This window comes from Acinetobacter sp. CAU_H_S170_2 (assembly GCF_058890445.1).
In genome coordinates, this window is record NZ_JBZYAE010000001.1 from 444285 (window position 1) to 463976 (window position 19692).

The 19692-nt window shown below is 43.3% G+C and carries 14 protein-coding genes, 6 tRNA genes and 3 rRNA genes; 14 read left to right on the forward strand and 9 right to left on the reverse strand.

The genetic code is table 11. The annotated features are described in order from the left end of the window. Positions 1 to 5: 5 nt before the first annotated feature. From AC5EUN_RS02200 to AC5EUN_RS02210, 3 genes are all read right to left on the reverse strand, one after another. Positions 6 to 581, reverse strand: coding sequence for a dual specificity protein phosphatase family protein (locus tag AC5EUN_RS02200; protein WP_010327476.1), 576 nt, complete (start codon positions 579 to 581; stop codon positions 6 to 8). Beyond that, positions 578 to 1402, reverse strand: a complete 825-nt coding sequence (locus AC5EUN_RS02205) for an MBL fold metallo-hydrolase (protein ID WP_010327475.1) — start codon at positions 1400 to 1402, stop codon at positions 578 to 580. The genes AC5EUN_RS02200 and AC5EUN_RS02205 overlap by 4 nt, the downstream gene beginning before the upstream one ends. Positions 1403 to 1711: 309 nt before the next feature. Then, positions 1712 to 2353, reverse strand: a complete 642-nt coding sequence (locus AC5EUN_RS02210) for a peroxiredoxin (protein WP_010327474.1) — start codon at positions 2351 to 2353, stop codon at positions 1712 to 1714. A gap of 343 nt (positions 2354 to 2696) precedes the next feature. Between AC5EUN_RS02210 and AC5EUN_RS02215 the strand changes: the two genes are divergently transcribed. The 9 genes from AC5EUN_RS02215 (at position 2697) to AC5EUN_RS02255 (ending at position 9748) form a co-directional block, all read left to right on the forward strand. Next, entirely contained in the window at positions 2697 to 3122 is a 426-nt protein-coding gene (locus AC5EUN_RS02215) for a hypothetical protein (RefSeq protein ID WP_010327473.1), read from the forward strand. Between the two features lie 214 nt (positions 3123 to 3336). After that, positions 3337 to 6060, forward strand: a complete 2724-nt coding sequence (secA, locus tag AC5EUN_RS02220; RefSeq protein WP_010327472.1) for a preprotein translocase subunit SecA — start codon at positions 3337 to 3339, stop codon at positions 6058 to 6060. Between the two features lie 192 nt (positions 6061 to 6252). Next, positions 6253 to 6600: a hypothetical protein gene (locus AC5EUN_RS02225; RefSeq protein ID WP_010327471.1), complete on the forward strand. Its 348-nt coding sequence runs from the start codon at positions 6253 to 6255 to the stop codon at positions 6598 to 6600. 157 nt (positions 6601 to 6757) lie between these two features. Beyond that, positions 6758 to 7978 carry a bifunctional glutamate N-acetyltransferase/amino-acid acetyltransferase ArgJ gene (gene argJ / locus AC5EUN_RS02230; RefSeq protein ID WP_010327470.1) on the forward strand — a complete coding sequence of 407 codons (1221 nt, stop codon included), beginning with the start codon at positions 6758 to 6760 and terminating at the stop codon, positions 7976 to 7978. Positions 7979 to 8121: 143 nt separating this feature from the next. Further along, on the forward strand, positions 8122 to 9189 hold the full coding sequence (gene nadA, locus AC5EUN_RS02235) for a quinolinate synthase NadA (RefSeq protein WP_010327469.1): 1068 nt from the start codon (positions 8122 to 8124) through the stop codon (positions 9187 to 9189). A 153-nt stretch (positions 9190 to 9342) separates the two neighbouring features. Further along, positions 9343 to 9419: transfer RNA gene (locus AC5EUN_RS02240), tRNA-Pro, on the forward strand. A 46-nt stretch (positions 9420 to 9465) separates the two neighbouring features. Beyond that, positions 9466 to 9542 (forward strand) — tRNA-Arg (locus AC5EUN_RS02245). Positions 9543 to 9577: 35 nt separating this feature from the next. Next, positions 9578 to 9653: transfer RNA gene (locus AC5EUN_RS02250), tRNA-His, on the forward strand. A gap of 18 nt (positions 9654 to 9671) precedes the next feature. Continuing rightward, positions 9672 to 9748: transfer RNA gene (locus AC5EUN_RS02255), tRNA-Pro, on the forward strand. Positions 9749 to 9863: 115 nt separating this feature from the next. Here the strand turns inward: AC5EUN_RS02255 and yfiB are convergent. Genes yfiB through yfiR form a run of 3 tightly spaced genes read right to left on the reverse strand, consistent with a single transcriptional unit; the run spans position 9864 to position 12080 of the window. Continuing rightward, positions 9864 to 10343, reverse strand: a complete 480-nt coding sequence (gene yfiB, locus AC5EUN_RS02260; protein WP_010327468.1) for an outer membrane lipoprotein YfiB — start codon at positions 10341 to 10343, stop codon at positions 9864 to 9866. Further along, on the reverse strand, positions 10337 to 11575 hold the full coding sequence (dgcN, locus tag AC5EUN_RS02265; RefSeq protein ID WP_063454543.1) for a diguanylate cyclase DgcN/YfiN: 1239 nt from the start codon (positions 11573 to 11575) through the stop codon (positions 10337 to 10339). Before dgcN ends, yfiB begins: the two co-directional genes overlap by 7 nt. 4 nt (positions 11576 to 11579) lie before the next feature. Then, positions 11580 to 12080 (reverse strand): regulatory sequestration protein YfiR, encoded by a 501-nt coding sequence (yfiR, locus tag AC5EUN_RS02270; protein ID WP_010327466.1) that lies wholly within the window; start codon positions 12078 to 12080, stop codon positions 11580 to 11582. Between the two features lie 506 nt (positions 12081 to 12586). Here yfiR and AC5EUN_RS02275 point away from each other — a divergent pair. The 5 genes from AC5EUN_RS02275 to rrf all read left to right on the forward strand — a co-directional run bounded on the left by AC5EUN_RS02275 (position 12587) and on the right by rrf (position 18006). After that, positions 12587 to 14124: ribosomal RNA gene (locus AC5EUN_RS02275) — 16S ribosomal RNA — on the forward strand. Positions 14125 to 14185: 61 nt separating this feature from the next. Continuing rightward, positions 14186 to 14262: transfer RNA gene (locus tag AC5EUN_RS02280), tRNA-Ile, on the forward strand. A gap of 67 nt (positions 14263 to 14329) precedes the next feature. Then, positions 14330 to 14405: transfer RNA gene (locus tag AC5EUN_RS02285), tRNA-Ala, on the forward strand. A gap of 349 nt (positions 14406 to 14754) precedes the next feature. Further along, positions 14755 to 17648, forward strand: a 23S ribosomal RNA gene (locus tag AC5EUN_RS02290). Between the two features lie 243 nt (positions 17649 to 17891). Next, positions 17892 to 18006 (forward strand): 5S ribosomal RNA (gene rrf, locus AC5EUN_RS02295). Together the 16S, 23S and 5S rRNA genes with 2 tRNA genes alongside form the textbook arrangement of a ribosomal RNA operon. Positions 18007 to 18167: 161 nt before the next feature. Here rrf and AC5EUN_RS02300 read toward each other — a convergent pair. Genes AC5EUN_RS02300 through AC5EUN_RS02310 form a run of 3 tightly spaced genes read right to left on the reverse strand, consistent with a single transcriptional unit; the run spans position 18168 to position 19646 of the window. After that, positions 18168 to 18512, reverse strand: coding sequence for a roadblock/LC7 domain-containing protein (locus AC5EUN_RS02300; protein ID WP_010327465.1), 345 nt, complete (start codon positions 18510 to 18512; stop codon positions 18168 to 18170). 18 nt (positions 18513 to 18530) lie between these two features. Further along, positions 18531 to 19079, reverse strand: a complete 549-nt coding sequence (locus tag AC5EUN_RS02305) for a GTP-binding protein (protein WP_004695077.1) — start codon at positions 19077 to 19079, stop codon at positions 18531 to 18533. A gap of 9 nt (positions 19080 to 19088) precedes the next feature. Then, on the reverse strand, positions 19089 to 19646 hold the full coding sequence (locus tag AC5EUN_RS02310) for a hypothetical protein (protein ID WP_228127582.1): 558 nt from the start codon (positions 19644 to 19646) through the stop codon (positions 19089 to 19091). Positions 19647 to 19692 lie beyond the last annotated feature (46 nt).

The following is a 19692-nucleotide window of genomic DNA, read 5'->3' on the forward strand; positions in this document are numbered from 1 at the left end:
CTTCACTAAGATGGATTCAACAGTTGCTGTTGAATCCATTTTATATTTTCGGGACTAAATAACGGTTCGATATTTTGCCAAATCGGATGAAAACCATAACCGCCATATTTCATCTCAGCCAAGGCATCAGCGGTAGGCCAGTTTTGAAAGATAATGCGGTACATAGCTACACTCGCACCTGTACGGTCTGAGCCATGGTAGCAATGCAGTAAAACTTTTTGCTGGTTTTGCTCCGCATGTTGAATTTGCTGCATCACCTTTAACAAGTCTTCTCGGTCAATCGCCCATGTATGAATCGGGATATGTACCAGTTCAAACCCTTGGTTGGACAGTTTTTTAAGGTCTTGATTGCGTGAGCGTAAATTAATAATCACATCAATTTCTTGCGCCTTTAAACTCTGAACTAAATCTTGATCGGGTTGCTCACTACGAAAAACAGTTTCACTGATTTGATAGAAATTATGCGCAGGTTGGATAGACTGTCCCCAGTGTTGTGGACGCTCTGTCTCGGGCAGCGCAGGCGTAGTCATACAGCCAGAAACACTGATACACAGAGAAAGAATAACAAGATATTTGGTCATAGGATCAGGCTCTGATGGTGTGAAAGTTCAACCGGATCATGCGCGCAAAAGATTTCGATACGTGGTTCCGACTGTGCCAATTGTTGAATTTTATGCAGGTTGCTTAAACGCTGTGCATTATCTTCGGCAAAAAATACTTCCAAGGCATTTAAGCTGCGAAGTCTGTTTTGGGGATTGAGTTCTAGGTGGGAGTAGTAGGCATCCCCGCAGAAGAGTGTCCAACCCTGTTGGGTTTTAATGGCAATGCCACAGTGACCTTCAGTATGCCCAAACAGTGGAATCAAAAGAATCTCATTATGAAATAAGTCAAACCCTTGCACTTGAGTCAAATTAAACCATGCGTCACCGTGGATCGGCTCAATAAAGTGCCAATGGCGATGCTGCTGAAATTGTTGTGTTTTATAACGGGCTTTATTTTTAAATGATTTCAGGTTTTGTGCTGCATTATATTCGTTAGACAGAATATGTACGGTTGCATTGGGAAAGTCAGAAATACCCCCCGCATGGTCAAAATCCAGATGTGAAACCAAAATATGTTTGACATCCTTTGGGCTAAAGCCAAGTTTTTGGATTTGTGCAATTGCGGTTAATTCTAAGTTTTGTTCAATTTTTCCAATTCGAGCCACCAACTGCCCCAAACGCTGCTTGGTGTGTAGATAGTCCTGTATGCCTAAGCCCGTATCAATCAGCACCAGCCCTTGATCTGTTTCAACCAAAAGACAATGGCACACAACCTTAGCTTGAAAACCTTTTTGACCAAAGAGAGGGGCACACACTGGACACATGGTGCCGCAATGTAAATGGTGAATGTTATAAATCATAAAGTCGTTTTTATCGTATTGTTTTGATTGTTATAGCGGAAGATGTGAGTTTTAACAGTTTGATTTTGTTAAAGAGTCATGTGTATCTGCTTTAAGCGGAAAAAAGCCTGTCGATTGACAGGCTTTCAAAAGTTCAAACTCGGCTCGTCATTGGAGTTTGAAACGATCATACAAGGTGACTCTGAACGTATTTTTATGGGTTAGTTTCCTCTTTGGATTGCTTGGAGCTCAGTGTCCCATTTTTGTTTTCAATAGGGCTGCTCGGTTAAAACTTCGGGCTTCGCTTGTCTAGTGCAAGAGTAGAGTATTTTATCCTTGCTCAGGCTGTGGAGTCAGGCGTAAATACGGGGTGACTGCTTTATAACCTTTCGGAAAGCGCTGTGCGATTTCAGCTTCATCTTTGAGTGATGGCACAATCACCACATCTTCGCCTTGTTGCCAGTTCGCAGGAGTTGCAACTTTGTAGTGATCGGTCAGTTGCAGTGAGTCAATCACGCGTAAGATTTCATGGAAATTACGACCAGTTGATGCAGGGTAGGTAATAATCAAACGGACTTTTTTGTTTGGGTCGATAATCACTAAAGAGCGAACCGTTAATGTTTCACTGGCATTGGGATGGATAAAACCATATAACTCAGACACTTTACGGTCTTGGTCGGCAATGATCGGGAAGTTCACCGTGGTGTTTTGGGTTGCATTGATGTCTTTAATCCAACCCTGATGTGACTCGACATCATCGACTGAGAGGGCAATGGCTTTTACGCCACGTTTTTCAAATTCATCTTTGAGTTTTGCGGTAAAGCCAAGCTCGGTGGTACATACTGGCGTGTAGTCAGCAGGATGTGAAAATAGTACTCCCCAGCTATCGCCTAAAAATTGATAAAAATCGATTTCGCCTTCGCTCGAAGCCTGTTGAAAGTTGGGTGCGATGTCGCCTAAACGTAAACTCATGTTGAACCTCAAATTATCTTTATGTCTATGGAATGAACATCACTATGGCGCAATTTCTTTTGCATGAAAAATAGTGTTTTATTATTTATTTATACAAAATATTCATAATTAGTCGGATAGGTGTTCTGTATTTGGGTATACCAAAGATGACCTCATTGTTGCTCTAGAGACCGCTTATTTGCATATTTGGTAACGGTGTTTAGACGAGATTATTTCTGCTTCTGAAGTGTATCGCTCTATAGAATTGATCGCGTATATGATTGGCTACAATTCTTTTCATTATTGATTTATATTTGTTTTTTAAAGCAATTTCACAAAGTATAAAAACTTGAGTATTAGAACAATGAAAAAAATAGGTATCGCCCTGACTTTAGTGTTATGGGGACTGGAAGTAACCCATGCGCAGAATGGTGGGCAATTGAAACAAGCCCAAGTCAGTACTGCTTGCCAAACGCCACAACAAATTACAGATCAATATCTAGCGTCTCAAAAAAGCCTTACACAGCGGAAAGTGGCACTGTCTCAGGCTCTCGAGCGTGAGTTGGCTCAAGGTCAGAATACGAATGCGAGTAATGTCTATAATATTACCTGCGTACAGCTTGTTCCGATTCTTACCGCAATGCGGGTCAATGATGAACAACTCTTGGGTTTCCTACAGAGCATGAATCCAAGTCAGTCCAATAATGGGGTGAAAGCCTTGCTGCGGCAAAATCAAGCACTTGAAAGCAAAACCTTGAATAACTGCGAACAATTAAAGTCACTACTTTAAAAAAGACCTTGAATCCTGATGAGTTCGGATGAAATCTCTATGTCGGCTGTTTAAAATTTGTTACATTAGTTTGCCTTAGATTCGACGGGCTAGAAACAATGAATAGATTTTTTAAATGGTTTTGTGTAAAGCCCTTGTACTTCAAATTTCTAGCACCATAATAACGACTAAGAAAACATATTCATTTGACAAGCAAGATTTAGAGAGTCTATTCATGTTGGCAAGTCTGATCGGAGGAATCTTCGGTACCAAAAATGAGCGCGAACTCAAACGCATGCGTAAAATCGTAGACAAGATTAATGCGCTCGAGCCGACGATATCCGCTCTTGGCGATGCAGACTTATCTGCAAAAACTGAAGAATTTAAACAACGTTATAACAAGGGCGAAAGCCTCGATAAATTACTCCCGGAAGCATTTGCCGTCTGCCGTGAAGCAGCTAAGCGTGTAATGGGCATGCGTCATTATGATGTACAGTTGATCGGTGGTATTACCTTACACGAAGGTAAAATTGCAGAGATGCGTACAGGTGAAGGTAAAACCCTGATGGGTACCTTGGCGTGTTATTTAAACGCGATTAGTGCTCAAGGTGTTCACGTCATTACTGTGAATGACTACTTGGCACAGCGTGATGCTGAATTAAACCGTCCGCTGTTTGAATTCTTGGGTTTAAGCATCGGGATTATCTATTCCATGCAAGATCCAACAGAGAAAGCTGAAGCCTATCGTGCTGATATTACCTACGGTACCAACAACGAATTTGGCTTTGACTATCTACGTGACAACATGGTGTTCTCGCTTGCTGAGAAAAAACAACGTGGTTTGATCTATGCCATCATCGATGAAGTTGATTCGATCTTAATTGATGAAGCGCGTACGCCTTTGATTATTTCAGGTCAAAGTGATGACTCTTCACAGTTGTATGCTGCAATCAATAGCATTCCACCCAAACTGCATGCGCAGAAAGAAGAAAAAGTGGCGGATGGTGGTCATTTCTGGATTGATGAAAAACAACGTTCTGTTGAAATGACAGAAATTGGTTTTGAAACGGTTGAAAATGAACTGATTGAAATGGGCTTGTTGGCTGAAGGTGAAAGCCTGTATTCATCGACTAACCTAAACCTAGTTCATCATGTTACTGCTGCCATTCGTGCGCATTACTTGTATCAACGCAATGTGCATTACATCATCAATGATGGTGAAGTGATCATTGTCGATGAAAACACAGGACGTACCATGCCAGGTCGTCGCTGGTCAGAAGGTTTACACCAAGCAGTTGAAGCAAAAGAAGGCTTAGAAATCCAGCCTGAAAACCAAACGCTTGCAACTACGACCTTCCAGAACTATTTCCGTCTATACAAAAAGCTTTCGGGTATGACTGGTACTGCCGATACTGAAGCTGCGGAAATGAAAGAAATTTATGGTCTAGACGTGGTGATCATTCCAACGCACCGTCCAATGATTCGTCTCGACCAAAACGATTTAATCTATTTAAATCGTAATGGTAAATACAATGCAATTATTCAAGAAATTCAACGCGTACATGAGTCTGGTGTAGCCCCAATTTTGATTGGTACAGCAACCATTGAAGCTTCTGAGATTCTTTCTGATAAATTACGTGATGCTGGTATTCAGCACGAAGTGTTGAACGCGAAACAACACGAACGTGAAGCGGATATTATTGCGCAAGCGGGTGCACCGCGAGCAGTAACTATTGCAACCAACATGGCAGGTCGTGGTACAGACATTCTGCTCGGTGGTAACTGGAAAGCTTTACTGGCAAAAATTGAAAACCCAACCCCTGAAGATGAAGCGCGCTTAAAAGCCGAATGGGAACAAAACCATGAAATGGTATTGAGTTCTGGTGGCTTACACATCATTGGTTCTGAGCGTCACGAATCACGTCGTATTGATAACCAGCTCCGTGGTCGTGCAGGTCGTCAGGGTGACCCTGGTGTATCACGTTTCTACTTATCACTTGAAGATGACTTAATGCGTATCTTTGCGGGTGATCGTGTTGTGGGCATGATGCGCGCGATGGGCTTACAAGAAGATGAAGCCATTGAGCATAAAATGGTGTCACGTTCGATTGAAAATGCGCAGCGTAAAGTTGAAGCACGTAACTTCGATATTCGTAAGAACTTATTGAAATACGATGACGTCAACAACGAACAGCGTAAAATTATTTACTCGCAACGTGATGAGGTTTTGGCGGAAAGCACATTGCAAGATTACATCGAAGAGATGCAACGTGATGTGATGAAAGGCGTGATTTCTAACTATATCCCACCTGAGTCAATTCATGACCAATGGGATATTGATGGGCTTGAAAAAGCGTTACGTGAAGACCTTGCGATTGATTTGCCAATCAACCAATGGTTGGAAGATGACCGTCGTTTAGATGAAGAGTCTTTGGTTGAGCGTATTACTGATGAAGTGGTACAGCGCTACCGTAGCCGCCGTGAGCAAATGGGGGATGAAACAGCAGTTATGCTGGAGCGTCACTTCATGTTGAACTCGCTGGATCGCCACTGGAAAGATCACTTGGCGGCGATGGATTATTTACGTCAAGGCATTCACTTGCGTGGCTATGCACAGAAAAATCCTGAGCAAGAATACAAAAAAGAAGCGTATAACTTATTTGTAAATATGTTGGCGATTATTAAATCAGATGTTGTGACCGATTTATCTCGCGTACATGTACCAACGGCTGAAGAGCTGGCTGAAATGGAAGCTCAAAAGCAAGCTCAAGCTGAAGCGATGCAATTGAACTTGTCGCATGCAGACTTTGATGGTTTGTTGGCCGATGATCAAAGCCAATTCGCAGAAGTAGATGCACAGTACGAGCCTGTAGAAGAGTTTGCGGCACCTGCGAGTCGTAACGCGCCTTGCCCATGTGGTTCAGGCTTAAAATACAAACAGTGTCACGGTAAAATCTAAACTGTGAACGAGTGAAAAAGCAGAACTTCGGTTCTGCTTTTTATTGGCATGGCTGAAAAATTGACATTAAGATCAATCCAAATACGATTCTGATTACAGCTAAAGCGTTGCATAATGTGAATAGCATTTGCAGTGTTAGGCATTAAATGCTATTTAGTTGCTCATCATCTAAACCTCTAAAGTGGAAAGACAATGAAAAAAGTATTAAAACCAATCATGATTGTAGCTTTAGCGCTTCCAACTTTTGCATTTGCAGATACCACTACCGCAGCTAAAGTTCAACAAGCACGCGGTGCAACCACAGCACCTGCGGCACAAGCCAATGGTAATATTACGGTACAAAGTCCGCGTACAGGGATTCGCTATACCTTTGCCAACCCAAATCAACGTCCAGTAGTTCTGCAAACGGCTGCTATTGCTCCTGCAAATGCAGCAACGGTGAACCGTATTGTGGCTTCAAACCCAGCACTTTCTCCTGTAAGTCAAGAAAATGCTAAACAAGTGCTTTTGTCTAGCTCAGCACAGCTTGCTTCAAATTAATCAAATGCTGCTACATAAAACCAATCTTCGGATTGGTTTTTTTATGTCAAAAATGAGTGTGCATTGAAAAGTTAAAGCAAACAAAGTCTTCTGCTCGATTTTTTCTGAAAATTCTAATAAGCTGTGTTTTTTCTAACAAATGAATTGGACGTTTAAAATGCCAGTAGGTGACGTGTCAATGCCACAAATGCACGTGGTGAAAGGGGTGAGAATCGGAACGGCTGAAGCTTATGTGCGCTATCAGAACCGACGTGATCTTGTCATTTTCGAATTTGCTGAAGGAACGAATGTTGCAGGTGTTTTCACTCAAAATGCGTTCTGTGCAGCGCCCGTGCATGTGTCTAAAGCGCACTTACAAGTGGCGAATCCGCGCTACCTCATTATTAACACCGGTAATGCCAATGCTGGTACAGGCAAGATGGGCATGCTGAATGCTGAGCGTACTTGTGCAAAATTGGCTGAGCTTGCTGGTGTGAAAGCAACGGAAGTGTTACCGTTTTCAACAGGGGTGATTGGTGAACAATTGCCGTTGGAGCGTTTGTTAAATGGTTTACAGCCTGCATTAAATAGTTTGAGTGCTGATGCTTGGGATGCTGCTGCTACTGGGATTATGACCACAGACACCACACCGAAAGGAGCATCTGAGCAATTCGAATTGGATGGCGTCACGTATACCATGACGGGTATTTCTAAGGGTGCAGGCATGATTCGTCCAAATATGGCGACCATGTTGGGCTATGTTGCAACCGATGCACCGATCAGTCGTGAATTGGTTCAGCAACTGTTGAGTGAAACGGTGAATGTATCATTTAACCGGATTACCATTGATGGTGATACATCAACCAATGACTCTTGTATCTTTGCTGCAACAGGTCAAGCGGGTGGTACTGAAATTAGTTCAGCAGACGATGCGCGTTATGCTGTAGTGTTAGATGTATTGACGCGTATGATGAAGCGCCTTGCACAACTGATTGTGCGTGATGGTGAAGGTGCAACTAAGTTTATTACCGTTGCTGTTGAAGGCGGTTATGATACGCAAGAGTGCTGTGATATTGCCTATAGTATTGCCCATTCACCGTTAGTGAAAACGGCTATTTTCGCATCAGATCCAAACTGGGGACGTATCCTAGCTGCGATTGGTTATGCTGGGGTTAAAAATTTAGATGTTGAAAAAATTCAAGTTTGGTTAGATGATGTGCAAATCTGTAAGGATGGCGGAGCTGCTGCTGATTACACTGAAGCCGAAGGTGCTCGTGTGATGTCACAGGCTGAAATGACCATTCGTGTAGATCTAGGACGTGGGGCAGCGAAAGACACAGTGTATACCTGTGACTTATCTTATGACTATGTGAAGATTAATGCGGATTATCGCTCTTAATCTTAACGAGTTTAAAAAAGCCTCCTTTGGAGGCTTTTTTACCATAAGAACTTTTGAATGATTGGTCAAAAGCCGAGAAGCCATTTGGCCAATAAATTAAGTGCGGGACTTGCTTGCCGACAAGCAGAAGGGATGAATGAATGATGAACAATGCGACCAATTTAATTGCCAATGACGCAAAATCAATTGTGCAGGCGCATTTGGACCGTTTGGGTGAAACCAAAGACTCAAAGCTCAGTGAAGAAGTGAAGCAAGAAAAATTTGCTTTAATCTTGGCCGAGTTGAAAAAGCGCGATGCGGTATTGGTAGCGCACTACTATTGCGATCCTGAAGTGCAGGAATTGGCCGAGTTAAGTGGTGGCTGTGTATCCGATTCATTGGAAATGGCCCGCTTTGGTCGTGATCATCCAGCATCGACCTTGGTGGTGGCGGGCGTTAAATTTATGGGTGAAACCTCAAAAATTTTATCACCGAATAAAACCATTCTGATGCCAACTTTAGAGGCTACATGTTCTTTAGATTTGGGTTGTCCTGTTGAAGAATTTAGTCAGTTTTGTGATGCCCATCCAGACCATACAGTAGTGGTCTATGCCAACACTTCAGCAGCCGTTAAAGCCCGTGCTGATTGGGTGGTGACCTCAAGTTGTGCGGTCGAAATTATTGAGCATCTAGACAGTTTGGGTGAAAAAATTATTTGGGCGCCCGATCAGCATTTAGGCCGTTATATCCAAAAGAAAACGGGCGCAGAGATGTTGCTTTGGGATGGTGCATGTATTGTGCATGAAGAATTTCGTGCACGTGGCATTGCACAAATGAAGGAGCTTTATCCTGATGCTGCGGTGCTGGTACATCCTGAGTCACCTGAGTCGGTGGTGGATGTTGCTGATGCTGTTGGAAGTACGTCACAACTAATCAAAGCTGCGCAAACTTTACCCAATGAGCGACTGATTGTGGCAACTGATCGGGGTATTTTCTACAAAATGCAACAAGCGGTGCCCAACAAAATTTTGGTTGAAGCACCAACAGCCGGAGAGGGTGCAACCTGTCGTTCTTGTGCACATTGTCCGTGGATGGCAATGAATGAGCTGGATGGTATTTTAGAGGTATTACAGCGTGGCGATCAGGAAATATTTGTAGAGCCAGTACTTGCTGAGCGTGCGAAATTACCTTTAGATCGCATGTTGGATTTCAGTGCATCGCTAAAACGTTAAAATTTGTATAAAAAATGCCTGAAACGCTTGATTAATATACATTTGACGTGATTTTTTTATTTTTTTTAAATATAGGTGTTGACGTTATCAAGCGTCGCGCCTAGAATGCACACCGTACCGAACGAGATGTTCGATACAAAAGCTGAGATGAATCGGAGCATAGCACAGCCTGGTAGTGCACCTGGTTTGGGACCAGGGGGTCGTAGGTTCGAATCCTACTGCTCCGACCAATTCTTCAAGGCAAGGTTATCCATAATACCTCGTATTATTGGTCATGCGCCTGTAGCTCAGTTGGATAGAGCATCCGCCTTCTAAGCGGATGGTCACAGGTTCGAATCCTGTCAGGCGCGCCATTAGGTAGCTTGGTATTAAGAACCGAAACGTTATGGTGGATGTAGCTCAGTTGGTAGAGCCCTGGATTGTGATTCCAGTTGTCGCGGGTTCGAATCCCGTCATTCACCCCAACTTTAAAAAGTTGAAATCGGAGCATAGCACAGCCTGGTAGTGCACCTGGTTTGGGACCAGGGGGTCGTAGGTTCGAATCCTACTGCTCCGACCATTTATTGAAATGGTCGAGATAAAGATACCGCGTTAAGCGGTTTTTTTATGCCTGAAATTTAGTAAAGTACATAAAAAAGCCTTCGTAACGAAGGCTAAAGATAAAACATAAATGCTTAAGGAATAATAATAATATTTACACGACGATTCAGCGCTCGATTTTCCTCGCTGCTATTTTCTACCAGAGGTTGTGATGCACCGCGACCCATGCTCTGAATATTTTGAGTTTTAAACCCTGTTTCGATAAAAATCTGACTAACTGTTGATGCGCGTTTCTCCGAGAGTGTTTGGTTGTAGCTTGGGTCACCAATATTGTCTGTATGTCCAACCACTTTAATTTTATTTAAATTGTATTGCTGTAGCTGTTTAGAAAGCGCTTCGAGTGCGGGTTTTTGAGAGGCTTGAATATCTGATTGGTCAAAGCCGAACAATAATTTTTCAGGCAGTCTCAGCGTCCAGCCTTCTTCGGTCAAGGTAAAGCCTTGTTTCTTCAGCATGCGCGCTTGTTTATAGTTGAGGTGCCCTAAACTGAGACAGCCAGATAAAGCAGTGATAAGACCTGTGATAAGCATAAATTTGCAAACATGTTTTAACATGAGGGTTCATGATTAGGATTTATGCAAGGTGTGATATACCACCCTTGAGCTAAGTTTTTGGCTTTATACATGGCATTGTCTGCTTCAGCAATCAAATCTTCAGGTGTTGTTGCACATTTTGAGAAAGTAACGCCAATACTGAAACTAAAATGAATCTGATGTTGATCAAAATATAATGGTGCTTTACTGCATTCGATTAAATGCTCACAAATCAGTTCTAGGTGATCATAGTGTTTGATATTACGGAGCAGAATTGCAAACTCATCACCACCTAATCGTGCTACCACATCGTGGCTTCTGACATTCTTTTTTAAGCGTTGAGCCATTTCTTTGAGCACGGCATCACCTGCTAAGTGCCCATAAACATCATTAATGTTTTTAAAGTTATTGTTGTCAATAAAAAAGAGAGCTGTCTGGTTTTTCTCAGGGTGCTCAAATTGATTGAACAAAATATTGTAAAAATAATGACGATTCGGGAGTTCGGTTAACTGATCATGCAACGCTTGATGTGATAACTGAGAATTTTCGCTTTGTAGTTTTTCATTGGTACGCTGCACTTTATCTAATAAATTATTAAATGCACCACTGATGACGCGAAACTCATAAATGGGGGATGATGGAAGACGTGCTTGATATTGAGGATCAAGATTAAGGCTTTCAACGGTATTGACCATGGGTTGAATCGAGTGCATCAGTTTTTGATAGGTTGAATGTACCAACCACAACATAATCAACAGGATGATAAAAATCCCAGCGGAGAGACAAATCAAGAGCTGAAAGAAAAAGCTCATGAGTTGAGTGGCACTACCGTAAATGATCAATGTCCCGTACTGGTTATTTTGATGTTTGATGGTGCGTGTCACAGGGTGTTTAAAGAAGACCTTATCAAACAGATTTTCCATCCATGCAAACTCAGGTGTGGGTTTGTATGCTTCGGCCAGTGGTTTCCCTTGTAGGTTGATGACTTGAATAGCGCGAATTGGATATTGCTGAATATGATTGTTCAGTGTTTGCTGTAGTGTAATAGGATCATTGAAAATGACAGCAGGTTGAATTTGCTCACTTAAGGTTGCGCTAAAAATATTAAGGCTTTGCTTGGCGTAGGTATTCATGGTGTAGATGGAAATCACCACGAAAATTAAACTACAAATTCCAAGAGTAAGAGCAAAAATCAGCAATTGAGACTGACTAAAAATTTTTTGTAGAGAAGTATTAGAGCTTTTACGAAACATTGACTTAAGGCTCCGTAGATTTTGCTAATAATAAAACACGTGGATCTACACGTGCTTGGGACTGGGACAGGCTGGCCAAGTTTACCTTAAAGGAAGTTCGCGTTTTGTTTTGATATAAGCAAAATGCGCTACCTAATTTGCATTCAGTATTGTTAGAGCTAAAAGTCAGTGGAGCATCTTTTAGGTTATTTATAATATTTTGCTCTTCACGTGGTGTGTAGGTTGAGAAAAAAACAGCATTGCACATAATCTTATTTAATTCAGACAAACTGACCGCTTGAATTTGATACGCACTCTTGAGTTGCTGATTGACTTGAATGAACTGATTGGATAATTGGCTGTTATTTAAAATGCATAAAGAAATAGGATTGGGAGTATTCCAACGTACATAGCTCAAAATCGTCAACGTGGTTGCAGGGAGATTTAGTTGTGGCTGTGCCTGTACCTGAGAAATCATTAAACAGGACAAGAGAGTTAAATAAATTTTGTATTTAAAAGCTGTCATTATTCATTTTGCTTGGCAGCGAAAGTGAGCCTATTTTAACGAAAAATAAACAGTGATGGTTAAAATTGCTTTAATAATCGACAAAAATCACATTTTTGACCAAAAAATATGCGCTTGAAATGAAATAATCGAAAAAGGTGTTGCAAGGGATTAGAAATACTGTAGAATGCACATCCATCGGCGGTGATGTTGATTAAAACTTGTTGAGAAACAAGGATTTAGCCCAAGCGGTAGAATCTGGAGGTCTTGAATGAGTTTGAAAATAATTAACAAAACCAGTTGACTTCTTCTTGAAAGAGAGTAGTATAGCCGACCTAGCTTGCTGATGACGAATCAGCAAGAAGATCATTAAGAGATTATGAAGAACAACTTGTGTGGATTTTTACTGATTGATCGATCGAAAATATTTCATTGATTGAAGGTAAAAATTACTCGAAGTTTATTTGAGAAATATTTGTCAGAAAATTGATGAGCCAAGATTTGTAGCCATAAGCTACTAATGATTTTAACTGAAGAGTTTGATCATGGCTCAGATTGAACGCTGGCGGCAGGCTTAACACATGCAAGTCGAGCGGGGAAGGGTAGCTTGCTACCTGACCTAGCGGCGGACGGGTGAGTAATGCTTAGGAATCTGCCTATTAGTGGGGGACAACATTCCGAAAGGAATGCTAATACCGCATACGCCCTACGGGGGAAAGCAGGGGATCTTCGGACCTTGCGCTAATAGATGAGCCTAAGTCAGATTAGCTAGTTGGTGGGGTAAAGGCCTACCAAGGCGACGATCTGTAGCGGGTCTGAGAGGATGATCCGCCACACTGGGACTGAGACACGGCCCAGACTCCTACGGGAGGCAGCAGTGGGGAATATTGGACAATGGGCGAAAGCCTGATCCAGCCATGCCGCGTGTGTGAAGAAGGCCTTTTGGTTGTAAAGCACTTTAAGCGAGGAGGAGGCTACTTGGATTAATACTCTAGGATAGTGGACGTTACTCGCAGAATAAGCACCGGCTAACTCTGTGCCAGCAGCCGCGGTAATACAGAGGGTGCGAGCGTTAATCGGATTTACTGGGCGTAAAGCGTGCGTAGGCGGCTTTTTAAGTCGGATGTGAAATCCCTGAGCTTAACTTAGGAATTGCATTCGATACTGGGAAGCTAGAGTATGGGAGAGGATGGTAGAATTCCAGGTGTAGCGGTGAAATGCGTAGAGATCTGGAGGAATACCGATGGCGAAGGCAGCCATCTGGCCTAATACTGACGCTGAGGTACGAAAGCATGGGGAGCAAACAGGATTAGATACCCTGGTAGTCCATGCCGTAAACGATGTCTACTAGCCGTTGGGGCCTTTGAGGCTTTAGTGGCGCAGCTAACGCGATAAGTAGACCGCCTGGGGAGTACGGTCGCAAGACTAAAACTCAAATGAATTGACGGGGGCCCGCACAAGCGGTGGAGCATGTGGTTTAATTCGATGCAACGCGAAGAACCTTACCTGGTCTTGACATAGTAAGAACTTTCCAGAGATGGATTGGTGCCTTCGGGAACTTACATACAGGTGCTGCATGGCTGTCGTCAGCTCGTGTCGTGAGATGTTGGGTTAAGTCCCGCAACGAGCGCAACCCTTTTCCTTATTTGCCAGCGGGTTAAGCCGGGAACTTTAAGGATACTGCCAGTGACAAACTGGAGGAAGGCGGGGACGACGTCAAGTCATCATGGCCCTTACGACCAGGGCTACACACGTGCTACAATGGTCGGTACAAAGGGTTGCTACCTAGCGATAGGATGCTAATCTCAAAAAGCCGATCGTAGTCCGGATTGGAGTCTGCAACTCGACTCCATGAAGTCGGAATCGCTAGTAATCGCGGATCAGAATGCCGCGGTGAATACGTTCCCGGGCCTTGTACACACCGCCCGTCACACCATGGGAATTTGTTGCACCAGAAGTAGGTAGTCTAACCGCAAGGAGGACGCTTACCACGGTGTGGCCGATGACTGGGGTGAAGTCGTAACAAGGTAGCCGTAGGGGAACCTGCGGCTGGATCACCTCCTTAACGAAAGATTGACGATTGGTAAGAATCCACAACAAGTTGTTCTTCATGACGATGTATCTGAGGGTCTGTAGCTCAGTTGGTTAGAGCACACGCTTGATAAGCGTGGGGTCACAAGTTCAAGTCTTGTCAGACCCACCAAATCTGACTAACAAGCATTGTTAAATGCTGAATACAGAAAACAGAAACATTGACTTATTGATAAGCTGGGGACTTAGCTTAGTTGGTAGAGCGCCTGCTTTGCACGCAGGAGGTCAGGAGTTCGACTCTCCTAGTCTCCACCATAGATTATAGAACTTAGTAAGTTAAAGCTTATTAACTTCTGTGATTTATCACAGTTTCCTGACCTGACGAAGGCTGGAAAAATCATTAACAGAATATATTTGAGTTGAAATAATTTGTTCATACTCGTTTTTAAGATCGACATTAACAGTGATTTATTACTGGATGATGAAGATTAAAGAAATGAGTTACTAGCGAAATTAACTGAATCAAGCGTTTTGGTATGTGAATTGAATTGAAGCTGTACAGTGTTTAAGTACACAGAACAACAAACTGTAAGGAAGTGATGAGAAATCATCATAGACTGTCTTAATCCTACTTGTAGGGATTAACGACTGTTTGGGGTTGTATAGTCAAGTAATTAAGTGCATGTGGTGGATGCCTTGGCAGTCAGAGGCGATGAAAGACGTAATAGCCTGCGATAAGCTCCGGGGAGGCGGCAAATATCCTGTGATCCGGAGATTTCTGAATGGGGAAACCCACCTGTCATAAGGCAGGTATCGTATGATGAATACATAGTCATACGAGGCGAACGAGGGGAAGTGAAACATCTCAGTACCCTTAGGAAAAGAAATCAATTGAGATTCCCTCAGTAGCGGCGAGCGAACGGGGAAAAGCCCATTAAGTCATATAAGTTCTAGTGGAATGCTCTGGGAAGTGCAACCATAGTGGGTGATAGTCCTGTACACGAAAGGGCTTATATGATGATGTCGAGTAGGGCGGGGCACGTGAAACCTTGTCTGAATATGGGGGGACCATCCTCCAAGGCTAAATACTCCTGACTGACCGATAGTGAACCAGTACCGTGAGGGAAAGGCGAAAAGAACCCCTGTGAGGGGAGTGAAATAGATCCTGAAACCGCATGCATACAAGCAGTGGGAGCCGACTTGTTCGGTGACTGCGTACCTTTTGTATAATGGGTCAGCGACTTACATTCAGTAGCGAGGTTAACCGAATAGGGGAGCCGTAGAGAAATCGAGTCTTAATAGGGCGTTTAGTTGCTGGGTGTAGACCCGAAACCGGGTGATCTATCCATGAGCAGGTTGAAGGTTGGGTAACACTAACTGGAGGACCGAACCCACTGTCGTTGAAAAGCCAGGGGATGACTTGTGGATAGGGGTGAAAGGCTAATCAAACTCGGTGATAGCTGGTTCTCCCCGAAAGCTATTTAGGTAGCGCCTCGGACGAATACCATTGGGGGTAGAGCACTGTTTCGGCTAGGGGGTCATCCCGACTTACCAAACCGATGCAAACTCCGAATACCAATGAGTACTATCCGGGAGACAGACTGCGGGTGCTAACGTCCGTAGTCAAGAGGAAAACAATCCAGACCGCCAGCTAAGGCCCCAAAATTATAGTTAAGTGGGAAACGATGTGGGAAGGCATAGACAGCTAGGAGGTTGGCTTAGAAGCAGCCACCCTTTAAAGAAAGCGTAATAGCTCACTAGTCGAGTCGGCCTGCGCGGAAGATGTAACGGGGCTAAAACTATATGCCGAAGCTGCGGATTTACACGTAAGTGTAAGTGGTAGGGGAGCGTTCTGTAAGCCGATGAAGGTGTATTGAGAAGTATGCTGGAGGTATCAGAAGTGCGAATGCTGACGTGAGTAACGACAATGCGAGTGAAAAACTCGCACGCTGAAAGACCAAGGGTTCCAGTCCAACGTTAATCGGGGCTGGGTGAGTCGACCCCTAAGGCGAGGCCGAGAGGCGTAGTCGATGGGAAATTGGTTAATATTCCAATACTTCTATGTAATGCGATGAGAGGACGGAGAAGGTTAAGTCAGCCTGGCGTTGGTTGTCCAGGTGGAAGGTTGTAGGCATGTATCTTAGGCAAATCCGGGGTACTCTATGCTGAGAACTGATAGCAAGCTGTACTTGTACAGTGAAGTGGCTGATACCATGCTTCCAGGAAAAGTCTCTAAGCTTCAGTTACATAGGAATCGTACCCGAAACCGACACAGGTGGTCAGGTCGAGTAGACCAAAGCGCTTGAGAGAACTCTGCTGAAGGAACTAGGCAAAATGGTACCGTAACTTCGGGAGAAGGTACGCTGCCGACGGTGATAGGATTTACTCCTTGAGCTATTGGCAGCCACAGAAACCAGGCCCCTGCAACTGTTTATTAAAAACATAGCACTCTGCAAACACGAAAGTGGACGTATAGGGTGTGATGCCTGCCCGGTGCTGGAAGGTTAATTGATGGGGTTAGCGTAAGCGAAGCTCTTGATCGAAGCCCCAGTAAACGGCGGCCGTAACTATAACGGTCCTAAGGTAGCGAAATTCCTTGTCGGGTAAGTTCCGACCTGCACGAATGGCATAATGATGGGGGCGCTGTCTCCAGCAGAGACTCAGTGAAATCGAATTCGCCGTGAAGATGCGGTGTACCCGCGGCTAGACGGAAAGACCCCGTGAACCTTTACTGCAGCTTGACATTGAACTTTGATCTTACTTGTGTAGGATAGGTGGGAGGCTTTGAAACCGAGACGCTAGTTTCGGTGGAGCCAATCTTGAAATACCACCCTGGTAATATTGAGGTTCTAACTCTGCTCCATTATCTGGAGCGAGGACCATGTCTGGTGGGTAGTTTGACTGGGGCGGTCTCCTCCTAAAGAGTAACGGAGGAGTACGAAGGTGCGCTCAGCGTGGTCGGAAATCACGCGTAGAGTATAAAGGCAAAAGCGCGCTTAACTGCGAGACCCACAAGTCGAGCAGGTACGAAAGTAGGTCTTAGTGATCCGGTGGTTCTGTATGGAAGGGCCATCGCTCAACGGATAAAAGGTACTCTGGGGATAACAGGCTGATACCGCCCAAGAGTTCATATCGACGGCGGTGTTTGGCACCTCGATGTCGGCTCATCTCATCCTGGGGCTGAAGCAGGTCCCAAGGGTATGGCTGTTCGCCATTTAAAGAGGTACGCGAGCTGGGTTTAGAACGTCGTGAGACAGTTCGGTCCCTATCTACCGTGGGCGTTGGAAATTTGAGAGGATCTGCTCCTAGTACGAGAGGACCAGAGTGGACGAACCTCTGGTGTACCGGTTGTGACGCCAGTCGCATCGCCGGGTAGCTATGTTCGGAAGGGATAACCGCTGAAAGCATCTAAGCGGGAAGCCTACCTCAAGATAAGATTTCCCTAGGACTTTATGTCCTCTAAAGAGCCGTTGAAGACTACGACGTTGATAGGTTGGATGTGGAAGCATAGTGATATGTGAAGCTGACCAATACTAATTGCTCGTGAGGCTTGACTATACAACACCCAAACAGTTGGTGTTGTGGTTCAAATCACTGCAAACAACTTGATTTAGTTATAAAGCTAGATACATGAGCGAGGAATAAACAAACATTAATTATGTTTGTCCGAGCGCAAGACATAAAGCTATGCTTTATGTTAAAATCAACTCAAATATACCTGTTAATAACTCATTTGATGAAAGTTAGGCACGAAGAGCACTGCTCTGAGGTTAGACCCAACGAATAGTCATAAACAGTTGTGCTGGCGACAATAGCAAGAGTGAACCACCTGATCCCTTCCCGAACTCAGAAGTGAAACCTCTTAGCGCTGATGGTAGTGTGGAGTTATCCATGTGAGAGTAAGTCATCGCCAGCTCATTAATTCTAAATCCCCCTCCGCTAAGCGCTGAGGGGGATTTTTTTATGCTGAAAAGATTAAAAATAAAAAGAATAGAGCGGAGAATGCGTGTTAAATTATAAAAAAATGCATTTATATAAATTAAAATTATGTGAAATATCTACCATTTATCAGAAATATCAGTATTGCATAATTTTGTTACTTGCATTTTTTAGGGTATACAAAGGAATCGAGGTTAAAATGGCTTTACCATTGTCCGCATCCAAAGTAATCGACTGACAACCTTCGAGATGAATTTCATTCATAAAAGCAGCAACCATAGCTAAAATCGAGCTACTAACTGCCGCAAGTTTAGTACTGTTATAACCATCTCTTTTATAAACATGTGCTAAATCGAAGCCATCTGTGCTACACAGCATGACATAATTGACGCTGCGGACATTCATGAGAACATCTTGAATTTCATTCTTAGCAAAATCAATTAACTCTTTTGGTGCTGAGCGGCTTTGCGCTAAAGTAAACATATAGAACCTCGTTAAGGGTTAATTGGCAATATTTGAGTTGATCTCAATGGATGTAATGAGCGCTTCTAATAATAACAAAACGTCATCTTTCTTCCTTGCATCGATAAAGAAGAGTGGAGAAAAGAGATCATTTTGTAATAACCAGTCTTTATAGATAGTGGTTGATTTGGTTGACTCAGAAAGAAGATCGGTATGTGTAATGCCGATCGCAATATTGTCGGTAAAGTTTTGAAAGGTTTCCAGATAACTTTCTAATTCTTGAATAGGGTTATCTGAATGATGGTCAATCAAAATTACAGCACCAATAGCACCTTTAGTAATGGCAGACCAAATAAAGTCGAAGCGGCTTTGCCCAGGTGTACCATATAGCCCAATGGTCAGGTTTTCATCAAGCGTGATTTCACCATAATCAATACCAACTGTAGTTTCCAATTTGGTATGGCGCTGTGCATCTGTGTTGAAAGCCTCCGTTTGCAGTACAGGAATCTCTGAGAGTGATCGAATCGCCTCTGTCTTACCCGCGCCCATACCACCAGCAAAAACAATTTTAAAGCGTTGTAAAATCATATTATTATCCTATATGCCTAGTTTTTTTCTTAGTTTTCCAAAAAAGCTTTTAATTAATCCTGCTTCTTCTGTAACTTGAGGCATTTCTGGTGGGTTAAAGTGTTTATCCCAAATATTGATTTTTGAGAGATTATGGGTCGCGATATTGGCTGCAATAAAGCGCTGCACAGTTTCAATAGGGAGATTCAACTGCGTTGCAATTTTTGAAATTTTACCACCTTGAATAAAGCAGCTGGAAAGTTGAAAAATGGTTTTCCTGTCCACATTACTTGCTGGCTTAGGCCACATATGGATCTTAAAATGTCCATCTTCAGGTGCAATTTTTTTCAAAAATATGGGTGAATCCCAAAAAAACTGCCATAACCAGTCGCTAAGTATATGGGGTTGCTTGCGTGAGACTTTCATGAAGTTGCTGGTGCTGGCAATGTCATAATCAAAACCAGAATCTGTAAAGGCTTGTTCTCGTTCTGTATTGAGCCAAGCGATATTTTTCTGAATATCAATAATGGCAATGGTGCCCAAAGTATCAAAAAGATGTAGCTTTGAGTTGCGTTCGGTATCCAGCATTTTGCTGAAATATTCTAATTTGTAGTGTGTTTTTTTATTCTGAGTT

Bases quoted from the DNA above. Each gene is read 5' to 3' on its own strand.
- AC5EUN_RS02200 (WP_010327476.1), bottom strand. From the start codon at position 581: ATGACCAAATATCTTGTTATTCTTTCTCTGTGTATCAGTGTTTCTGGC.
- AC5EUN_RS02205 (WP_010327475.1), bottom strand. From the start codon at position 1,402: ATGATTTATAACATTCACCATTTACATTGCGGCACCATGTGTCCAGTG.
- AC5EUN_RS02210 (WP_010327474.1), bottom strand. From the start codon at position 2,353: ATGAGTTTACGTTTAGGCGACATCGCACCCAACTTTCAACAGGCTTCG.
- AC5EUN_RS02215 (WP_010327473.1), top strand. From the start codon at position 2,697: ATGAAAAAAATAGGTATCGCCCTGACTTTAGTGTTATGGGGACTGGAA.
- secA (WP_010327472.1), top strand. From the start codon at position 3,337: ATGTTGGCAAGTCTGATCGGAGGAATCTTCGGTACCAAAAATGAGCGC.
- AC5EUN_RS02225 (WP_010327471.1), top strand. From the start codon at position 6,253: ATGAAAAAAGTATTAAAACCAATCATGATTGTAGCTTTAGCGCTTCCA.
- argJ (WP_010327470.1), top strand. From the start codon at position 6,758: ATGCCAGTAGGTGACGTGTCAATGCCACAAATGCACGTGGTGAAAGGG.
- nadA (WP_010327469.1), top strand. From the start codon at position 8,122: ATGAACAATGCGACCAATTTAATTGCCAATGACGCAAAATCAATTGTG.
- yfiB (WP_010327468.1), bottom strand. From the start codon at position 10,343: ATGTTAAAACATGTTTGCAAATTTATGCTTATCACAGGTCTTATCACT.
- dgcN (WP_063454543.1), bottom strand. From the start codon at position 11,575: ATGTTTCGTAAAAGCTCTAATACTTCTCTACAAAAAATTTTTAGTCAG.
- yfiR (WP_010327466.1), bottom strand. From the start codon at position 12,080: ATGACAGCTTTTAAATACAAAATTTATTTAACTCTCTTGTCCTGTTTA.
- AC5EUN_RS02300 (WP_010327465.1), bottom strand. From the start codon at position 18,512: ATGTTTACTTTAGCGCAAAGCCGCTCAGCACCAAAAGAGTTAATTGAT.
- AC5EUN_RS02305 (WP_004695077.1), bottom strand. From the start codon at position 19,079: ATGATTTTACAACGCTTTAAAATTGTTTTTGCTGGTGGTATGGGCGCG.
- AC5EUN_RS02310 (WP_228127582.1), bottom strand. From the start codon at position 19,646: ATGCTGGATACCGAACGCAACTCAAAGCTACATCTTTTTGATACTTTG.